The organism is Castellaniella caeni NBRC 101664 (genome assembly GCF_001592225.1).
GTDB classification, from domain to species: Bacteria; Pseudomonadota; Gammaproteobacteria; order Burkholderiales; family Burkholderiaceae_B; genus Castellaniella; species Castellaniella caeni.
In genome coordinates this window covers 59,198-78,299 of record NZ_BCWN01000014.1, presented here as the reverse complement: position 1 = coordinate 78,299, position 19,102 = coordinate 59,198, and the positions used below count along the sequence as shown (strand labels likewise).

The following is a 19,102-nucleotide window of genomic DNA, read 5'->3' as shown; positions in this document are numbered from 1 at the left end:
CCTCTTACTGCCAGATGTTCCAGGGCGTCTGCATCCAGATCGCCACGACCACCAGCCATACCCCGGTCAGCGGAATGAAGACCTTCCAACCCAGACGCATGATCTGGTCGTAGCGGTAGCGCGGGAAGGTGGCGCGGAACCAGATGAACATGGACACGACGACGAAGGTCTTGATGCCCAGCCACAGCCAGCCCGGAATCCAGGTGAATGGCGCGAAGTCGAACGGCGGCAGCCAGCCCCCGAGGAACATGATGGCCGCCATGGCGGACAGCAGGATCATGTTGGCGTATTCGCCCAGGAAGAACAAGGCAAAGCCCATGCCCGAGTATTCGACCATGTGGCCCGCGACGATTTCGGATTCGCACTCGGCCATGTCGAAGGGGTGGCGGTTGGTTTCCGCCACCGAGGACACCACGTAGATGATGAACAACGGCAGGAGCGGCAGCCAGTTCCAGGACAGGATGCTGACGCCGTGGCTGGCGAACCAGCCCGTGCCCTGCCCCTGGACGATGCCCGAGAGGTTGAGCGTGCCCGACACCAGCAGCACGGTGACCATGACAAAACCCACGGCCAGCTCGTAGGACACCATCTGCGCCGAGGCGCGCAGGGCCGAGAGCAGCGCATACTTGGAATTGGACGCCCAGCCCGCCACGATGACGCCATACACACCCACCGAGGTGATGGCCATGATGAACAGCAGCCCGGCGTTGACGTTGGCCAGCACGACGTCGGGCTGGAAGGGGATCACCGCCCAGGCGGCCAGCGCCGGCATGAGCGTGACCACCGGGGCCACGACGTAGAGCACCGGATTGGCCTTGGTCGGTACGATGAGCTCTTTGGTGAGCAGCTTGAAGACGTCGGCAAAGGGCTGCAGCAGGCCGCGATAGCCCACGCGGTTGGGCCCCAGGCGGATGTGCATGAAGCCGATCATCTTGCGTTCCCAGTACGTGAGGTAGGCCACGCACAGGATGATGGGCACCGCGATCACGATGATCTTGACGAGCGTCCAGACCACCAGCCAGGGGGTGGCGCCGATCAGGCCGACGCCGTAGTCGTTGAGGAGAGTCAACCAGTCCATTTAGCGTCGCTCCAGCTGGATGGCGCCCGAGCCGATGCCCAGGGCGGCGGTCTGTTCAAAGGCACCGGCAATGCGCACGGCCTGGTCGGCCACAGCATCGTCCAGCGCGGCTTCGAGCTCGGCGGCGCCGTGCTCGGTGGACACACGCACGGCATCGCCCGCCGTCAGGCCCAGCGACTGCAGCGTGGCGGCGTTCATGGCGGCGCGCGGCGGCGCCGAATTGACGTGCTCTTGCAGCGGCTGCGAGCGGCGCACCAGGGCGTCGGTACGGTAGATGGGCAGTTCGGCCACGCGTTCGAGCCCCGTGCCCGGTGCCACCGTGCCCGGCGTCTTGCGCACTTCGTTGGACAGGCGGCCATCGACGCCGCCCACCATCACCGTGTCGCGCACGGACTCGGAGGTTTCGTCGTCAAAGCCCTGCAGACTGAGCAGATTGCCCAGCACGCGCAGCACCTTCCAGGCCGGGCGCGTGTCGCCCACCGGGGCGGCCACGCCCTTGAAGCTTTGCACGCGGCCTTCGGCATTGACGAAAGAGCCGGAGGTTTCGGTGAACGGCGCGATGGGCAGCATGACGTCGGCCCAGTCTTCGGCAGCCGACTTGAAGGCGGTGAACGCCACCGCCATGGCCGAACCTTGCAGGGCGCGCACGGCGCGCTCGCCCAGTTCGCTGTCGAGGCGTGGTTCGGCGTGCAGCACCAGATAGGCCTTGAGCGGCTCGCCGCCCAGCATGCGACGGGCGTCCAGGCCGCCTTCGGCGGGCACGGCGCCCGCCAGGTAGCCACCCACCGTGTTGCCGCCCGAGGTGAGGAAGCCAAAACGGCCCCCGCACAGGCGCGCGATTTCTTGCGCGTTGGCGGCCAGGCGCACCACCTGATCGTCGGTGACGGCCAGGTTGCCCAGGAAGATGCCGACCTTCGCGCCCGAAGCCAGGCTGTCGGCGATCTTTTGCGCCGCCTCGCCCGCCTGCACGTTGGCCAGGCCTTCGGGCACCGGCTGCGACTTGAGCGCGGCCAGGGCGACGACGATTTCGGCCAGCGCCTGCACCAGGCCCGAGGGCTTGACGGTGAGGCGACCCGTGACCGGCACCAGGGGATCGACGGCGACGCTATCGACCAGGGACAGCTGCATGCCGTGCTTGGCGGCCTGGCGCAGGCGCTGCGCCATGAGCGGGTGATCCTTGCGCAGGAACGAGCCCACGACCAGCGCGCGATCGAGCGTGTTGAGATCGGCGATCGGCATGCCCAGCCAGGGGGCGCCGGTGCGCACAGCGTCAAGCGCCGCGCCATCGCCGCGCAGGCGGAAGTCGATGTTGTCCGACCCCAGGGCGCGCGTCAGGCGCGCCAGCAAGGCGAGTTCTTCGAGCGTGGCGGTTTCGGAGCCCAGCGCGCCGATTTGCGTGCTGCCACCGTCTTCACGCACCTGATTGAGGCCCGTGACCACGGACTGCAGGGCGTCCGTCCAGGAGGCTTCGTGCCATTGGCCGTCGCAGCCGCGCACCATGGGGTGCTGCAGGCGGTCTTCGACGTACAGGCCGGCGTAGGAGAAGCGGTCGCGGTCGCTGATCCAGCATTCGTTGACGGGTTCGTTTTCAAACGGCACCACGCGCAGCACGCGATCCATCTTGGTCTGCACGACCAGATTGGCGCCCACGCTGTCGTGCGGGCTGACCGAGCGGCGGCGGGCGAGTTCCCAGGTGCGCGCGCTCATCATGAAGGGCTTGGAGAGCAGCGCGCCCACCGGGCAGACGTCGATCATATTGCCGGAGAGTTCGGATTCGACGGCCTCACCCACGAAAGTGGTGATTTCGGAGAATTCGCCCCGGTTGAGCATGCCGATTTCCATGATGCCGCCGATCTCCTGGCCCACCCGGATGCAGCGCGTGCAGTGGATGCAGCGCTGCATCTGTTCGGCGGAAATGAGCGGCCCCATGGGCTTGTGAAAGACCACGCGCTTGGTTTCTTTATAGCGTGAGGCCGATTCGCCATAGCCCATGGCGAGGTCTTGCAGCTGGCATTCGCCGCCCTGGTCGCACACCGGGCAATCGAGCGGGTGATTGATGAGCAGGAATTCCATCACGGCGCGCTGGGCCTCGATGGCCTTGGGCGAGCGCGTGTGCACGACCATGCCGTTGGTGACCGGCGTGGCACAGGCCGGCAGTTGCTTGGGAGCCTTTTCGACTTCGACCAGGCACATGCGGCAGTTGGCGGCAATGCTGAGCTTCTTGTGATAGCAGAAATGCGGGATGTACAGTCCAGCCGCGTGGGCAGCCTGGATGACCATGCTGCCTTCTTCGGCTTGAACCTTCAGCCCGTCAATGGTGAGTTCTACCATGGCGTGTCCTGACCCTACAGATACTTGGCGACCACACAATCTTTGTGGTCGACGTGGTGGACGAATTCGTCGCGGAAGTGCTTGATGAAGCTGCGCACGGGCATGGCCGCCGCATCCGCGAGGGCGCAAATCGTGCGGCCCATCATGTTGTGTGCAACCGAATCCAGGGTTTCGATGTCTTCCATCGTGCCCTGGCCGTGCTCCATGCGCTGCATCATGCGATACAACCAGCCGGTGCCTTCACGGCACGGCGTGCACTGGCCGCAGGATTCTTCCATGTAGAAGTACGACAGGCGCATGAGCGACTTGACCATGCAGCGGCTGTCGTTGAGCACGATGACCGCGCCCGAACCCAGCATCGACCCGGCCTTGGCGATGGAATCGTAGTCCATGTTGGTCTTGAGCATGATCTCGGCGGGCAGCACGGGCGACGATGAACCGCCCGGGATGACCGCCTTGAGCTTGCCGCCCTTGACCCCGCCCGCGAGTTCGAGCAGCGTGGTGAACGGCGTGCCCAGGGGGATTTCGTAGTTGCCGGGGCGTTCGACGTCGCCCGAGACCGAGAAAATCTTGGTGCCGCCGGCTTTCTCGATGCCCAGTTCGAGATAGGCTTGCGCGCCCATCTGAAAGACGAAGGGCACGGCGGCGAAGGTTTCGGTGTTGTTGACCGTGGTGGGCTTGCCGAACAGGCCGTAGCTGGCCGGGAACGGCGGCTTGAAGCGCGGCTGGCCTTTCTTGCCTTCGATGGATTCGAGCAGCGCGGTTTCTTCGCCGCAGATGTAGGCCCCGAAGCCATGGTGCGCGTACAGCTGGTACGAGAAGCCGGAACCCAGGATGTTTTCACCCAGAAACCCGGCCTCGCGCGCCTGGGCGAGGGCTTCTTCGAAGCGCTCGTAGATGCGGAAGATTTCGCCGTGAATGTAGTTGTAGCCCACCGAGGCGCCCATGGCGAAGCCGCCGATGATCATGCCTTCGATGACCGAATGCGGGTTGTAGCGCAGGATGTCGCGGTCTTTGAAGGTGCCCGGCTCGCCTTCGTCGGAGTTGCACACCACGTACTTTTGCGTGGGCAGGTTGCGCGGCATGAACGACCATTTCAGGCCTGTGGGAAAACCCGCACCACCGCGCCCGCGCAGGCTGGAAGCCTTGAGTTCGGCGATCACGTCTTCGGGCTTCATGCCCGTGGTGAGGATTTTTTTGAGCGACTCGTAGCCGCCGCGCGCCATGTAGTCTTTGATGCCCCAGTTGCTGCCATCGAGCCCGGCCAGAATCTGCGGCTGGATGTGGCGCCCGTGGAAAATCATGCTGCGTTCGGCGTCGTTGCCCAGCTGCGGGTCGAAAGCATCGTTGCCATACTTGTTGAGAACGTCCAGGGCGCTCATGCCGACTCCTTCAATTCTTGGATCAGGGCGTCGATCTTCTCGGGCTGCATGCGGCAGCACATGTGCTTGTCGTTGGCGATGATCACGGGCGCATCGCCGCAGGCCCCCATGCACTCGCCTTCGAGCAGGGTGAACAGGCCATCGGGCGTGGTTTCGTGGAAGTCGATGCCCAGCTTTTGCTTGAGGTAATCGGCCGCTTGCGTGCTGCCCTGCAGCGCACAGGGCAGGTTGGTGCAGATGGTGAGCGTGTATTTACCCACTTTGTGCGTGTTGTACATCGCGTAGAAGGTGGCCACTTCTTGCACCGCGATGGCGGGCATGTCGAGGTAGGCCGCCACGTCGCGGATGATCTCGGGCGACACCCAGCCTTGTTCGGTCTGGGCGATGGTCAGCGCCGCCATCACGGCAGATTGTTTCTGCTCGGGCGGATATTTTGCAATTTCCCGGTCGATATCCCGGTACGCTTGTTCGGAAAGCAGCATCGTCATTATCCTGTGATCTCCGGGGCCTAGCGGTCGATTTCGCCAAACACGATGTCCTGGGTGCCAATGATGGTGACCACGTCGGAAATCATGTGTCCCTTGGACATTTCTTCGAGCGAGTGCAGGTGCGCAAAGCCCGGCGCACGAATCTTCATGCGATACGGCTTGTTGGCACCGTCGGAAATGAGGTAGATGCCAAACTCGCCCTTGGGGTGTTCGACGGCGGCATAGGCCTCGCCCTCGGGCACGTGCATGCCTTCGGTAAAGAGCTTGAAGTGGTGGATCATGTCTTCCATGCCCGTCTTCATGCGCTCGCGCTTGGGCGGCGCCACCTTGTGGTTTTCGGTGATGACGGGGCCCGGATTGTTGCGCAGCCATTCGATGCACTGGCGGATGATGCGGTTGGACTGGCGCATTTCTTCGATGCGGCACAGATAGCGGTCGTAGCAGTCGCCGTTCTTGCCCACGGGGATGTCGAAGTCCATCTTGTCGTAGACTTCGTAGGGCTGCTTCTTGCGGAGGTCCCATTCGATGCCCGAGCCGCGCAGCATGGGGCCGGTAAAGCCCAGCGCCAGGGCGCGTTCGGGCGACACCACACCGATGTCCACCAGGCGCTGCTTCCAGATGCGGTTTTCGGTGAGCAGGACTTCGTACTCGTCGACGCAGTTGGGAAAGCGGTTGGTGAAGTCTTCGATGAAGTCGAGCAGCGAACCCGAACGGGCCTCGTTGATGGCCTTCATTTCTTTGGCCGAGCGGTACTTGGACGGCTTGTACTGCGGCATGGTGTCGGGCAGGTCGCGGTAGACGCCACCGGGGCGATAGTAGGCCGCGTGCATGCGCGCACCGGATACGGCCTCGTAGCAGTCCATCAGGTCTTCGCGTTCGCGGAAGGCGTACAGGAACACGGCCATGGCACCCACGTCGAGCGCGTGCGAGCCCAGCGACATCAGGTGATTGAGAATGCGCGTGATCTCGTCGAACATGACGCGGATGTACTGCGCGCGCAGCGGAATCTGAATGCCCAGCAGGCGCTCGACGGCCATGCAGTAGGCGTGCTCGTTGCACATCATCGACACGTAGTCGAGGCGATCCATGTAGGGCAGCGTCTGCAGGAAGGTACGCGTCTCGGCCAGTTTTTCGGTGGCGCGGTGCAGCAGCCCGATGTGCGGATCGGCGCGCTGGACGACTTCGCCGTCGAGTTCGAGCACCAGGCGCAGCACCCCGTGCGCGGCCGGGTGCTGCGGGCCGAAATTGAGGTTGTAGTTCTGGATTTCTGCCATGTCAGTACCGCTCTATGCCGTAGTGATCTTCGCGCACCACGCGCGGGGTGACTTCGCGCGGTTCGATCGTGACCGGTTGATAAATGACGCGCTTTTGCTCGGCGTCGTAGCGCATTTCGACGTGCCCCGAGATGGGGAAATCTTTGCGGAAGGGGTGGCCGATGAAACCGTAATCGGTGAGGATGCGGCGCAGGTCGGGGTGCCCTTCGAAGACGATGCCGTAGAGATCGAAGGCTTCGCGCTCGTACCAGTTGACCGACGGCCAGACATCGACCAGCGAGGCCACTACGGGGAATTCGTCGTGCTCGGCATAGACGCGCACCCGCAGGCGCCAGTTGTGCGTGACCGACAGCAGGTGCACGACCACGGCGAAGCGGTGCGGGTGGGTGTGCGTGTGGTCGGGCGTGTAGGTGGGGGCTTTCCAGGCCGAGTAATCGACCCCGCACAAGTCCATACAGGACTCGAAGCGCAGGCTGGCGTGATCGCGCAGCGTGCGGCAGGTGTCGGCCCAGGCGCCCTGGGGCACCTGCAGCGTGAGCTCGCCCAGCGACTCGACGAGTTCGATCGAGTCGCCCAGCACGTCGTGCAAATTGGTTTGTAAGGTCTGTAGCCGGGTCATATGCGGATCATCAGAATCATCGGATGTGGATGAAGGCGGGCGGGCGGCCGTCCGTGGACGGCCCATTGAGCATCACGCCCCGCCACCGCCTGCTAGCGGGCAATGGTGTTGGTGAGACGGATCTTGTTTTGCATCTGCAGCAAGCCGTACACCAGCGCCTCGGCCGTGGGCGGACAGCCCGGCACGTAGACATCCACCGGCACGATGCGGTCGCAGCCGCGCACCACCGAATACGAGTAGTGGTAGTAGCCACCCCCATTGGCACAGGAACCCATGGAGACCACCCAGCGCGGTTCGGGCATCTGGTCGTAGACCTTGCGCAGCGCGGGCGCCATCTTGTTGCACAGCGTGCCTGCCACGATCATCAGATCGGACTGGCGCGGGCTGGGACGAAAGATGATGCCGAACTGGTCGAGGTCGTAGCGCGCCGCGCCAGCGTGCATCATCTCGACCGCACAGCACGCGAGACCGAATGTCATGGGCCACAGCGAGCCCGTCTTTGCCCAGTTGAGGAATTTATCCGCACTGGTTGTCATGAAGCCTTTTTCCATGACGCCTTCAACAGCCATTTTGCTCACCCCCAATTATTCCCAGTCGAGCGCGCCACGGCGCCATTCGTAGATGAAGCCCACCGTGAGGATGCCCAGAAACACGGCCACCGACCAGAAGCCCACCATGCCGACGGCCCCGTTGGCCATTGCCCAGGGGAACAGAAACGCGATTTCGAGGTCGAACATGATGAAGAGGATGGCCACCAGGTAGTAGCGCACGTCGAACTTCATGCGCGAGTCGCCAAACGACTCGAAACCGCACTCGTAGACAGACAGCTTTTCAGCATCGGGTACGTTGCGCCCCAGCAGGCGCCCCGCCACCAGCAAAGCCGCGCCAATCAGCGTGGCAACGATGATGAAAAGCAGCACCGGAAAGTACTGTTGCAGATTCATGGATGGCCCTGCCTCGAAAGATCAAACTACGGGATTGTAGCATTTCGATATGCGGATTTGCCGGGAAAACCCTGGGCGGAAACAAATCCGGGCTAGGCTTCAGGGGAGCACAGAATGGCTTTCAGATGCCTGAAAGCGGGGCTTGCCAGAGGCTGAACAGACGCACGCCTGCGCGTTCAAAATCGGCCGTGCCGCGCCGGATGCTGGCGCAGATCGATCGCTACGCCAAGGCCCACGGGGCCACGCGCAGCGGGTTTCTGGTCGAAGCCGCCCGGCGCGCCATGCAAAACCACCGGTAGCGGCGCACCTGTCGGCCATGCACTGCCGACGCACCAACAACAAAAAACCACCCGAGGGTGGTTTTTTGTCGAAGGCAAGCCTTCGGGTTCGTGACGGCCCGGCAAGCCGGGCCGCATCGCGGCGTGGACGAGCCACGCGTGGCGATTAGAACTTGTGGTTCAGGCCGATACCGACTTCCTTGGCCTTGGCATTGTCCAGGTAGTACATGCCGGTGCCGTAGGAGCCATATGCGTACACGGAGGTGCGCTTGGACAGCGGGTACTGGTAGTTGACCTGGTAGATGTCTTGAGCCTTGTCGGGGAAAGCGCCCTTCGTGCCATCAGCCAGCGTCCACTGGTCGTACTCGTCCAGATTGGACTTGGAGTGCGTCCAGGTGACACCCGCCGTACCACCAGCCAGCGGCGCCGACAAGCCCACGTAGTAGTTATTAGACTTGAAGTCGCTGTATGCATTGCCGCTCGAGCCGAGGGCTTTGTAAACATCCGCACCCGTGTTGGCCATGCCTGCGCCAGCGAAGCCCATCTTGCCATGGCGGTCTTGACCAAAGGCCAGCGCCAGCTTCACGACTTCGAAGTCGTACGACGCGCCGATGTTCCAGCTGGTGATCGCGTCATTGCGATTGTGCCAATCTTTCTTACTACCATCGGGGGCAGTGTACGTATCGTTCATCATCTGACGATCGTAGCTAGCACCCAAGGCGATCGGGCCATTGGCATACTTGAGACCAACCGACACCCAGTTGGTGCGGTCGGTATTGTCAGTGCTATCGACGTCGTTGCCGTCACGCGTGATGCTGGTCTTGCCATTGGCATAGGCCACGCCAGCCTGGAAGCCGGAGAAGTTCGGCGTCATGTAGCGGAAGCTGTTGTCCATGCGGTTGGCATAACCGACGGCACCGAAAGCGCTGTCCATGTCGCCCATCGTGTGACCGACGTTGAACTGGTCGTAAATCATCACGGCGCCCATATTGTACTGGCGGCCCATGGTGAACGTACCCCAGTCGTCGCTGGCCAGACCTACCCAGGCTTGGCGATGGAATTGCTTGGTGCTGGTCGAGGTGCCGTCACCCAAGGTGATGCCTTGTTCCAGGGTGAAGATGGCACGGGTGCCATTGCCCAGGTCTTCAGAACCGCGCAGGCCGAAGCGGCTGCCGTTGAAGATGCCGCCCTGCATGCCGGAGTTGGTGCTCTTGAGGTCGTAGCCATGGTCATTGAACTTGACCTGGTTGTAGCCGTAGCCCGTATCCAGAATCCCGTACAGCGTCACCGACGTTTCTGCCTGAGCGACACCGGCGGTGGCGAAACCTGCCAGCAGAGCAGCAGCGAGCAGAGTCTTTTTCATGTGAGAAATCTCCGTAGATTTTTATGAACCAGAGCCGACCAACCACATGAGGCCGCCTCTCCGTCTAGCTCCGCAAAAGGGAGGTTATGGCTATTGCATCAAAAAACCGGCAGTCGCGCCATGCAAGGATCACTCACATCAAAAGTTTTCAGGCATTGCGTTGCACTCGGACAACAAAGCGCGGCCTTACCCACCTCTAGCGCGATGCGGCCACCGCAAAAACCGCCAAAGCTTCGTGTGATAGAACAACAAAAAGCCACCCGCAGGGGTGGCTTTTTGTTGTGGTGCCAGGCACCCGAGAAGCATCTGATCCAGAACCTTGGCTCTGGATCAGATGATCATCAGAATGCGTGGAGCATGCCCAGACCGGCTTCCTTGCCCTTCAGGCCATCGACGTAGCCCAGGTTCTGTGCATAAGAACCGTAGACGTACACCGTGGTGCGCTTGGACAGCGGGTACTGGTAGTTGACGTGGTAGGTGTTGATGTTGCCCGCCAGATCGCCCCAGCCGCCGTCAGCTTGCGCAGCGTCGAGGTTGGAGGTGGAACGGTTCCAGCCCGCGTACAGCACGCCGCCTGCCAGGGGAGCGCTCAGGCCCACGTGGTAGTTGTTGGACTTGAAGTCGGAGTAGTTTTCGATGTTCAGGTCTTGGCCCAAGTAATCGGCGGTATCCATGCCCATGCCCAGCTTGCCATGGAGGTCGCGACCATAGGCCAGGGACAGCTTCACGACTTCAAAGTCGTAGGCGGCGCCGATGTTCCAGTTGGTGACGGCATCCTTGGTGAACGAGGAGCCACCGAAGTCACCCGTCGTGGTCTCGCCACGGTTTTCACGCGTGTAGCTGGCGCCGACAGACAGCGGGCCATTGGCATACACCAGGCCGACAGAACCGTGGTTGCCACGGTTGGTGTCCTTGGCATCGTCGTTGCCATTGCGGAAGATCGTGGTGTTGCCGTTACCACCCGTGCCGTACAGGAAGATGGCCTTGAAGCCAGCCATGCTCGGCGTGGTGTACTTGAAGGAGTTGTCGATGCGGGTGCCGCCGTTCATGCCGGTGGAACCGAAGGCCTTGTCCATGTCGCCCAGGTTGAAGCCGTTGGTGCCGTCGCCGTTTTCGACGATGCCAGCATCCACACCGGCGTCATACTGACGGCCCATGGTGAAAGTGCCCCAGCTGTCGCTGGCCACACCCACGAAGGCTTGGCGGCTGAACTGACGCTTGTCGTCGGCCGGAGCACCGCTGCCGATGTCAAAACCTTGTTCGAGGGTGAAAACAGCGCGCAGGCCGTTGCCCAGATCTTCAGAACCACGCAGACCGAAGCGGTTACCAGCCAGGCTACCACCCAACAGACCGGAGGAGGTCTTCTTCAGGTTGATGTTGTGATCGTTCAGTTTGTACTGGGAATAGCCGTAGCCCGCGTCAGCGATACCGTACAGGGTAACGGACGATTCAGCTTGAGCGACGCCAGCGGTGGCCAGACCGGCCAGCAGTGCTGCGGCGAGCAGAGTCTTTTGCATGGATGAAATCTCCAGAGGTTGTTGTGTAGCCTAGTGTTTCAAAGCCTGCCGGCAGCTTTCCATGCAGCGGGCTTTGCAACTTCCCATCAAGGGATAGGGTTTGATGGTATAGAGAGATACGGGTTTACGCGAGCGAACACCCGGGAATCCCGAGTATTTCCGACAAGTTGTGGCGCTCACACAACAATTGACCAATACAGCGCCAGCGATGTCCCACATGCCGCGCGCTGCGCAGTGCGTGTCCACCGATATGCGTCAGGCGCTGGTGGATTCTGGGTCGCCAACCGCCTGGGCAAGTTTCTGGATAGAAAGCGGCGCGCACCCCTCGGCGTCGTTGCTGATGGTCACGTAGGCGGGCTGACCCGCGCCCGTAATGCCGCAAATGGTGCGCGCCAGCACGCTGCGCGTATGCGGGTCTGCACTGACAATCGCGTCAAATGGGGCGTGCTTTTTCTGGGCATCGGCATAGCCGTATGCGCCAAAGGCGCGATTCAGGTTCCACCGGCAGACCAGCGGGCCCGGCCACAGCGCGCGCAGCATCGGCAATTGCGCTTCGATGGGCGGCATCTTGCCGTGCAGGCCCAGGCAAAAGGTGGCGCCGTGCGCCTTGAGCACATCCACCAACCCCTGCCCCAGCAGCTCGGGATCGCGCACCTCGACCGCGACAATCACCTGGGCATGCCCGGACAGAGCCTGCTGAACCCCAGCCAGCAGACGATCCAACTGCTCCAGCAAGGCCATGGGGCGGTGAAGCCAACCCATGGACAGAGGGCTCAGCTGGAAGACGAGCACGCCCAGCTTGGCACCCAGCCCTTCGAGCGTGGGTTGCACGAAGTACTCGACCGCCAGATGGGGCGCGAGGAAATCCGGATTGGGCTTGCGCGCCTTGCCGTCGTCATCGCGCACCTGGGCATCCGTGATGAGCGCGGGGCATTTGACGACGAAGCGGAAGTCGTCATCGACCTGGCTGGCGTACGCCGCGTACTGCCCCGCCGTCAGCGGACGCCAGAAGGTGCGATCCACGCACACCGTGCGCAGCAGCGGGTGCTGATGATAGGCGCCCAAGCCGCTTTGCGAGAGCGTGCCAGGGCTGTAGGCGCCGTCCCAGACCAGCCCGTCCCAGCCTGGGTACGACCACGTGGAAACCCCGAACCGCAACTGTGTCGGCAGCCGTAGGGCCAGATCGTGCCAATCGGCCGCCGCGGGCGCAAGACGCACCTTGGCCGCGCTGCGGCGGGCGGCGGGCGCCGCGCCGGGGCCCGGATCCGCATCTGCCGCCCCTGCCCCATCTGTCACATCTGCCAGCGGCGGGAAAACGGCTTCTTCAAAAAGGTCGCCTTGCATGTTTGCCATCTCGATCACCAGCCACGTCTCATAGAGCGAACATCCTCGTACGACAACGGCGCTCAAGGCCACCAGAATGCGGCACTTGAACGCGAGCGACATCTTCCAGCGACGTGCTTCGTGGCCAGGAATTTCCGACATCGCTCCAAGCCTTCTGTCGCGCCTTCGGTGACGACTACTTGTGGCACTCAGGCACCGCCCTTTCGTCGCGGGTGTGGTCAGGCGCTTGTCGGGGCCTCACTCCCCGGCCTGCGCCACTGCGCCGTCGGCATCAATGCGCCTTCTTCTCAAGCCGCGTAAACACGCGCTCCATATGTGCGCTGGCCTGCGCATCGGTCACATTCGGGCGCGGATCGTCGATGCTGGCCTGCACCTGGTCGCGGAACCATGCGTCATAGGCCGCTGCCTCATGCGCCCGCTTGAGCGCCGCCGACCGATCGGGCCGCTTTGTGACCGTCACGGATTCCCAGTCAAAATTGGTGTTCGTCATCATATCCTTACCTCGCCTGAAGGCCGAGGCTTGTCGCGCACCGGATCAATAGCCCGCCTCCTTCTGGTGGCGGAAGGCCAGGACATACACCGCGTCGTCGATTGGCTCGTAGCGGTACAGCGCCACATAACCGGAATCGCCGAAGGCGATCACCAACTCGCGCAGTTCTGGCATGTCAGAGAGCGGCCGCCCGATGTTGGGAGCCGTCTCCAGCAGTTGAAGCTGTTGCTTGATGACCTGACCGGCCCGCCTGGAGGCTTCCAGCGCCTTCGTGGCCAGGAATTTCCGACATCTCTCCAAGCCTTCTGTCGCGCCTTCGGTGACGATTACTCGCGGCACTCAGGCACCGCCCTTTCGTCGCGGGTGCCCCAGGTATCCAACCAGATGCCAACCTCTCGACCCGTCAGATGACGACCGGTTTCCTGGTAAGCGACCCAGGACGCCAAGGCTTCTTGTTTGAAGCGCTCGCGCGCTTCCTCACGTTCGACGTACTGCCGGATCGCTTCGAGCATGATCCAATGGGATGAGCGGCGGCGCTGACTGGCCAGATGCTGGACACGGTCTTTCAGCATCTCGTCGATCTTGAGGGACGTTGCCATAGCAAGCCTTTTATCACATGGTAATACCTGGCCATGATAACTCAACTCTTTACGCAAAACCGTCAGCCAAGTAGTCGATGAGCTTGCGCACCGCTGCGCGCTGGCCGCTGCGGCTGGCGTAGGCCAGCTGGACGACGCCGGGCGGCGGGGCCCAATCGGGCAGCACGACCCGCAGCTGGTCGCTGGCCAGCGCATCATGCAGCATCAGGCGCGGCAGCACGGCGCAGCCGACACCGTCCAGTGCCGCGCACAGCAGCACGCCCATATCGTCGGCCACCAGCCGGGGGGCGTGCTTGTATTCCACCTGTCGGCCATCGGCATGGCGCAGGTGCCATGCGCGGGCCTCTGGCGAATTGCCCAGGCCCAGCGTGGGCAAGGCGCGCAGGTCGTCTGGCGCGGACAAGGGCGGGATGCCCGCCAGCAGCGCTGGCGCGACGGCCAGCACGTGTTCGCTGGGTGCCAGGGGACGCACCACTTCATCCTGCGGCAACACGGCATCGGGCGCACGCACGCGCAGCACCAGATCGACGCCATCCTGCCAGACATCCACGTTGCGGTTGCTTGCCTCGATCTGCAGCTGAACCTGCGGCCAGGCCTTGACGAAGGCATTGAGCAGCGGCCCCACCGTCGCCTGCAGCAAGGCTGGCGGGCAGGCCAGGCGCACGCGCCCGCGCGGCTCGTGCGTCTGTTCGTGCGCCAGCGCGCGCACGGTCTCGGCTTCGGCCAGCATGGCGTGCGCATGCGGCACGATCTGCTCGCCCACGGGCGTGAGCACGAAGTGGCGCGTGCTGCGCTGCGCCAAGCGCACGCCAAGCCGAGTTTCCAGCTCGGCCAGGCGACGACTGAGCTTGGACTTGGGAATGCCGCTGGCGCGCGCAGCCGCGGCAAAACCGCCGTGTTCCACCACCAGCGCGAAATACGCCAGATCGTCGAGATCCTGCATGGCCGTTCCTCCACAAACGCCAAGGAGAATTGTTCTATTTTCAGGACAGTATAGATATTTTCCATCTATTACTGATTCATTGTTCCAATGGCATCATGAGTGCCGTGATCGCCCGTCGGCCTGTCTAAAACCAGGCTGCAGCGGTTCGATTTGAAACCGCCTGAAGCGAAACACCCGATTTTCAACCCCACGGAGAGTCCATATGAGCAAGGTCAAGCTGGCCATCGTCTACTACAGCACCTACGGCACCAATTACGCCATGGCCGAGGCCGCGGCCAAGGCCGCCGAAGAAGCGGGCGCCGAAGTGCGCCTGCGCAAGGTGCGTGAAACCGCGCCCGCCGAAGTCGTCAAGTCGGTGCCAGCCTGGGGCGAGCAGACTGAAAAGACGGCACATATCGCCGAGGCCACGCCCGAAGACCTGATTTGGGCCAACGCCTTTCTGTTCAGCGCCCCCACGCGCTTTGGAAATATGGCCAGCCAGATGCGCGCCTTCATCGACACGCTGGGCCCGGTGTGGCAGCAAGGCCAGCTGGCCAACAAGGCCGCCAGCGCCATGAGCAGCGCGCAAACCGTGCACGGCGGGCAAGAAACCACGCTGCTCGGGATGTACGCGACTTTCATGCACTGGGGCAGCATCATCGTGGCCCCCGGCTATGCCGACCCCGTGATCTTCGCCTCCGGCGGCAACCCTTACGGCGCCAGCGCCAGCATGGGAGACGTCAACGACGCGGTGCTGGCTTCGGTGCGCTTCCAGGCGCGGCGGCTGGTCGAGTTCGCCGGCAAGATCGCGGCGTAAGGCCAGCGTCGGCCCCTGGCGGCCGCGCAAGACGATCGGCGGCGATCACGCCATCACCAGGCGGATTGGCTTGTGCTGGCGACTGGCGGGGAGGTCGAGCGCGTGCGTGGCGATGCTGCGCCAGGCCAGGGCGATGCGATCGACCGCTTGCCGCAGATCGGCCACGGGCCGCGACCAGGGCAGGCGGATGAAGGCATCCAGACCGCCATCCGGGGAAAACACGGGGCCGGGGGTGATGGCCACCTGTTTGACGGTCATTGCGGCGGCCAGCGCTGTCGCCCCCCGGCAGGGCAGTTCGCACCACAGGGCCAGCCCGCCTGCTGGCGGGACAAAGCGCCAGTCGGGCAAGTGGGTCGCCACGGCCTGCATCAAGGCATCGCGCTGCGCGCGCAGCCGCTGGATTTGCCCCGGCGAGACCGTCCCCTGCCGCAACAAGTGCGCCGCGGCCAATTGTTCGACGATGGGCACACCCAGATCCAGCGACATCCGCGCCCGGGTGAGCGACCCCAGCAAGGGCTGCGGAGCGCGAATCCAACCCACCCGCAGCCCACCCCAAAAGGCCTTGCTCAGGCTGCCCAGCGTGATGGTGTCGGGGTTGAAGCAGGCAAAAGGCGCGGGCATGGCCTGGCCATCCAGAGCCAATGCCTGGTGGGTCTCATCCACGATCGGCGCAACCCCATGGGCTTGCAGGCAGCGTCCCAGCTGCTGACGCTGGTCGGTGGTCATGACCGCGCCGGTCGGGTTTTGAAAATCTGGAACCAGATAGGCGAAATCAGGCCGCGCCTGCTGGATCGTGTGCATCATGCCGGCCATGTCCCATCCCGTGAGGCCCAGCGGGGTTTCATGCAGGGTCAACCCGGCAGCCCTCAAGGTTTCGGCGGCATTGGGGTATGTGGGCGACTCGATCAGGGCATGTCCCCGCCGGGAGGCCAGGGCCCGCACCACGATGCTGGCGGCACTGAGCGCCCCGGGGGTGACGATGATCTGTTCTGGCGCGGTAGGCAGGCCGCGAACCTGGTATGCGGCGGCGACCGCTTCTTGCAAAACCCGCAGGCCGGATGGGAAATACCCGTGCCCGCTCAGATAAGTGGGCAGATCGGACAAGGCGGCGGTGTAGGCTGCCATGACCTCGGCGGGGGCTGAATCGGCGGCGCAGCTGAGGTCGATCCAGTCTTCACCCGCCCCACCGGCCACCAGAACGCGGTCGTGAGCCTGCCGCCGCCCACCGGGGACGGCGGTATAGGTTCCCGAACCCTGGGTCGCGCGGGCATAGCCGCTGTCGCGCAGGGCCAGGTAAGCCCGGGTGATCGTGGTGCGGGATCGCCCCAGCGCCGCAGCCAGGCTGCGTTCGCTGGGCAGGCGCACGCCCAGTGGAATGCGACCATCGCCGATCAACAAAGTGAGCTGGTCGGCCAGACCAACGTAGGCCGTGCCCGCAGGCAGCGTGCCGACGAGGGTACTGAGCTGGCGGGCGGTAATGGATTCTTTCATGCAGGCCACTTTATTGTGATTGGCTATTTTCAAGCAGACCAATTATGGGCAAGATGACAAGCATAGTAAATCCATGGGCAGTGCGGTGCCCGGGCTCATCTCATCATGCGACAAAAAAATTCCATTCGGCTTGCCCAGCTCGGGCCATTTGAACAACTGCGCGCCGGACGGCTGGGCCGCCGCCTGACCCAGCTGATGATCGGGCTGGTGTTCTACGGGGTATCCATGGGCATGATGATCCGCGGCAGTCTGGGCCTGGCCCCCTGGGACGCCCTGCACATCGGCCTGACCCATTATTTCCCGGTCAGCTTCGCCTGGGTGTTCATTACGGTGTCATTTGCCGTGCTGCTGCTCTGGGTGCCTCTGCGCGAAATCCCCGGTGTCGGCACCATCGCCAACGCCATCACCATCGGGATCGCCACGGATTTGACCATGCGGGTGCTGGATACCCCCGATCACTTTCTGGCCCGCCTGGGCCTGACGGTGGGTGGGGTGGCGCTGTGCGGCCTCGGGTCGGCCTTATATATCGGGGTGCAGCTGGGCCGCGGCCCGCGCGATGGCCTGATGACAGGCCTGCAGCGGGTCACGGGCCTGTCGCTGCGTCTGGTGCGCACCGCCCTGGAAGTCTCTGTGCTGTTGGTGGGGTTGATGCTGGGGGGGGTAGGTCTGTTTGGCATCGGCACGGTTCTGTTCGCCCTGCTGATCGGCCCCCTGACCCAGGCCATGCTGCCCTGGGCCATGATCGAAGTCGAGACCGATCCCCGGCACGCGGCGGGGGTTCCTACCTGCTAACGGCCGAGTCGGAGTTCGGAAGTATCAAGCTCAAACTCATCTTCAATGCCAAGCTTTTTCAGGATCGCCGGCAGTACTTGATGAATCACACGCATGCCAGTGAGCAGCTCGTTCATGTAGATATCAGGATGCAGGCGGCTTTGGTTAAAGCCAAAGCTATGTGCTTCCGCAGCCCGACCCAACTCATCGTGGGAATCGAAGACCAGATCCATCAGCTCGGCTCTCAAAGGGACACCAGCACGAAATGCACGCTCCTTCAGATACGTGATCATTTCAGCGACCTCGGACTCCACTTTGTTCTTGAAACGTGAAAATCCAGGAACCTCGCGTTCGTTCAGCTCCAGCTTCGATGCGGCCAGACTGAGCAGTGCAGAATCAAGATCCCAAGCTGGCGTGTCGACCAGATCCAGCTCATCATCCAGAACCAAATCTGACACGAACGCTGCATAAAAGCCATACACGTTTGTGAGTGACTTAAACATGTCATGGATGAGTGAAGCTATCTCGTTGTCCCAAATGGCTTCGCTCTCATCATCGTCATCCGCGATACAAGCCTCCAGCTCCTTGGGAAAGGGTCGAGGAATATTCACCCCCATTTCTTGGAGCACATGAAAGGTGTTCCAGAACAGGAAGCAGTTGTCGTCCTCCAGATCCTCCACCAACGGCGCCGTATCGTAGCCAGTCTCCGCACTACATTCGGAGAGGTCTGCAAGGTAGCGAATGAGTTGTACCCATTTCTTGGCGTCTTCTTTGGAGCCAGCAAGCAAGACGACATCCGGATCCAGATCGTCCAGGTCGGCCAGCTCGCTCAACCTGTCGCTCATTTCGGATGAAATGTACTCGCCTTTCTTCCACTTGCTAATTTGTGCCGGCGAAACCCGCAGCTTAAGGGCAAGCTCTTTCTGGGTGCAGCCTTGAGCGGACAGTGCGAGTTCAACGAGTGACGATGATTGCATGTTTGGCCTCATTTATTAAGTAAATGAAATTATAAATTTACTTAATACTATACGCGCGTACTGCGCGTACTTCAAGGCGCGCAACAGTTCGAGCGATAGAGGCATGCGCAGCGTTGGACAATGCCCCGATGCCGCCTTCGGCCTATCCCGCATGAAACCGTGCTTCAGGAGGTCGAGGATATCGACCACTGGACGATCACCGCGCATCGTCCAGCTATACCGTCTCAACGCATGCTGGTGCCTCGGGACGTAGTGAGGCATCAGTGGGGTCACCAATAGTTTCTGCATTAAATTCGCAATACGGGACGAATAATGGTGCGTTGCGCGAAGCGAATGTAAATCCACGAACAAACCATGCCTCAACACCTTTCAGATGTCCTGGACGCCTGTGAGCGCGCGGGCAAGGTGGTGGGCGTG

Annotated in this window: 20 protein-coding genes; 3 read left to right on the top strand and 17 right to left on the bottom strand. The window is 62.6% G+C overall.

The window, feature by feature from the left end; genetic code table 11:
- Window positions 1-4: 4 nt before the first annotated feature.
- The 8 genes from nuoH to CCA01S_RS10065 all read right to left on the bottom strand — a co-directional run bounded on the left by nuoH (window position 5) and on the right by CCA01S_RS10065 (window position 8,116).
- Window positions 5-1,078 (bottom strand): NADH-quinone oxidoreductase subunit NuoH, encoded by a 1,074-nt coding sequence (nuoH, locus tag CCA01S_RS10100; RefSeq protein ID WP_066457793.1) that lies wholly within the window; start codon window positions 1,076-1,078, stop codon window positions 5-7.
- Window positions 1,079-3,409 carry an NADH-quinone oxidoreductase subunit NuoG gene (nuoG, locus tag CCA01S_RS10095; protein WP_066457790.1) on the bottom strand — a complete coding sequence of 777 codons (2,331 nt, stop codon included), beginning with the start codon at window positions 3,407-3,409 and terminating at the stop codon, window positions 1,079-1,081.
- Between the two features lie 14 nt (window positions 3,410-3,423).
- Complete coding sequence (gene nuoF / locus CCA01S_RS10090) at window positions 3,424-4,791, bottom strand: NADH-quinone oxidoreductase subunit NuoF (RefSeq protein WP_066457784.1); 1,368 nt, start codon at window positions 4,789-4,791, stop codon at window positions 3,424-3,426.
- Window positions 4,788-5,273 (bottom strand): NADH-quinone oxidoreductase subunit NuoE, encoded by a 486-nt coding sequence (nuoE, locus tag CCA01S_RS10085; protein WP_066457783.1) that lies wholly within the window; start codon window positions 5,271-5,273, stop codon window positions 4,788-4,790. Before nuoE ends, nuoF begins: the two co-directional genes overlap by 4 nt.
- 26 nt (window positions 5,274-5,299) lie before the next feature.
- Entirely contained in the window at window positions 5,300-6,553 is a 1,254-nt protein-coding gene (locus CCA01S_RS10080; RefSeq protein WP_066457781.1) for an NADH-quinone oxidoreductase subunit D, read from the bottom strand.
- Between the two features lies 1 nt (window position 6,554).
- On the bottom strand, window positions 6,555-7,172 hold the full coding sequence (locus tag CCA01S_RS10075; protein ID WP_066457777.1) for an NADH-quinone oxidoreductase subunit C: 618 nt from the start codon (window positions 7,170-7,172) through the stop codon (window positions 6,555-6,557).
- 92 nt (window positions 7,173-7,264) lie between these two features.
- Entirely contained in the window at window positions 7,265-7,741 is a 477-nt protein-coding gene (locus tag CCA01S_RS10070; RefSeq protein WP_066457841.1) for a NuoB/complex I 20 kDa subunit family protein, read from the bottom strand.
- A gap of 15 nt (window positions 7,742-7,756) precedes the next feature.
- Window positions 7,757-8,116: an NADH-quinone oxidoreductase subunit A gene (locus CCA01S_RS10065; protein WP_066457774.1), complete on the bottom strand. Its 360-nt coding sequence runs from the start codon at window positions 8,114-8,116 to the stop codon at window positions 7,757-7,759.
- 200 nt (window positions 8,117-8,316) lie between these two features.
- Between CCA01S_RS10065 and CCA01S_RS16065 the strand changes: the two genes are divergently transcribed.
- On the top strand, window positions 8,317-8,415 hold the full coding sequence (locus CCA01S_RS16065) for a type II toxin-antitoxin system HicB family antitoxin (protein ID WP_232305055.1): 99 nt from the start codon (window positions 8,317-8,319) through the stop codon (window positions 8,413-8,415).
- A 145-nt stretch (window positions 8,416-8,560) separates the two neighbouring features.
- Here the strand turns inward: CCA01S_RS16065 and CCA01S_RS10060 are convergent, their stop codons facing one another.
- From CCA01S_RS10060 to CCA01S_RS10030, 7 genes are all read right to left on the bottom strand, one after another.
- The gene (locus CCA01S_RS10060) at window positions 8,561-9,757 is read right to left on the bottom strand and encodes a porin (protein ID WP_066457772.1); all 1,197 of its coding nucleotides are present in this window, start codon (window positions 9,755-9,757) and stop codon (window positions 8,561-8,563) included.
- Window positions 9,758-10,098: 341 nt separating this feature from the next.
- On the bottom strand, window positions 10,099-11,274 hold the full coding sequence (locus tag CCA01S_RS10055) for a porin (RefSeq protein WP_066457770.1): 1,176 nt from the start codon (window positions 11,272-11,274) through the stop codon (window positions 10,099-10,101).
- 255 nt (window positions 11,275-11,529) lie between these two features.
- Window positions 11,530-12,618, bottom strand: coding sequence for a DUF72 domain-containing protein (locus CCA01S_RS10050; RefSeq protein WP_084386667.1), 1,089 nt, complete (start codon window positions 12,616-12,618; stop codon window positions 11,530-11,532).
- Between the two features lie 271 nt (window positions 12,619-12,889).
- Window positions 12,890-13,111, bottom strand: coding sequence for an antitoxin PaaA2 family protein (locus CCA01S_RS10045; RefSeq protein WP_066457768.1), 222 nt, complete (start codon window positions 13,109-13,111; stop codon window positions 12,890-12,892).
- A gap of 42 nt (window positions 13,112-13,153) precedes the next feature.
- Window positions 13,154-13,447 (bottom strand): type II toxin-antitoxin system RelE/ParE family toxin, encoded by a 294-nt coding sequence (locus tag CCA01S_RS10040; protein ID WP_066457766.1) that lies wholly within the window; start codon window positions 13,445-13,447, stop codon window positions 13,154-13,156.
- Window positions 13,435-13,707, bottom strand: a complete 273-nt coding sequence (locus CCA01S_RS10035; RefSeq protein ID WP_066457763.1) for a CopG family ribbon-helix-helix protein — start codon at window positions 13,705-13,707, stop codon at window positions 13,435-13,437. Before CCA01S_RS10035 ends, CCA01S_RS10040 begins: the two co-directional genes overlap by 13 nt.
- A gap of 49 nt (window positions 13,708-13,756) precedes the next feature.
- Window positions 13,757-14,650, bottom strand: a complete 894-nt coding sequence (locus tag CCA01S_RS10030; protein ID WP_066457761.1) for a LysR substrate-binding domain-containing protein — start codon at window positions 14,648-14,650, stop codon at window positions 13,757-13,759.
- Window positions 14,651-14,852: 202 nt separating this feature from the next.
- Here CCA01S_RS10030 and wrbA point away from each other — a divergent pair, with 202 nt between their 5' ends.
- A complete protein-coding gene (wrbA, locus tag CCA01S_RS10025) occupies window positions 14,853-15,446 on the top strand; it encodes an NAD(P)H:quinone oxidoreductase type IV (RefSeq protein WP_066457757.1) in 594 nt (197 codons plus the stop codon).
- 45 nt (window positions 15,447-15,491) lie between these two features.
- Here wrbA and yczR read toward each other — a convergent pair whose 3' ends face one another.
- The gene (gene yczR / locus CCA01S_RS10020) at window positions 15,492-16,937 is read right to left on the bottom strand and encodes a MocR-like transcription factor YczR (protein ID WP_066457754.1); all 1,446 of its coding nucleotides are present in this window, start codon (window positions 16,935-16,937) and stop codon (window positions 15,492-15,494) included.
- A gap of 105 nt (window positions 16,938-17,042) precedes the next feature.
- Between yczR and yczE the strand changes: the two genes are divergently transcribed.
- Window positions 17,043-17,729: a membrane protein YczE gene (yczE, locus tag CCA01S_RS10015; RefSeq protein WP_066457747.1), complete on the top strand. Its 687-nt coding sequence runs from the start codon at window positions 17,043-17,045 to the stop codon at window positions 17,727-17,729.
- On the opposite strand, the gene CCA01S_RS10010 is transcribed toward yczE, so the two are convergent.
- Window positions 17,726-18,685, bottom strand: coding sequence for a helix-turn-helix domain-containing protein (locus tag CCA01S_RS10010; RefSeq protein WP_066457744.1), 960 nt, complete (start codon window positions 18,683-18,685; stop codon window positions 17,726-17,728). The genes yczE and CCA01S_RS10010 overlap by 4 nt on opposite strands.
- Window positions 18,686-19,102 lie beyond the last annotated feature (417 nt).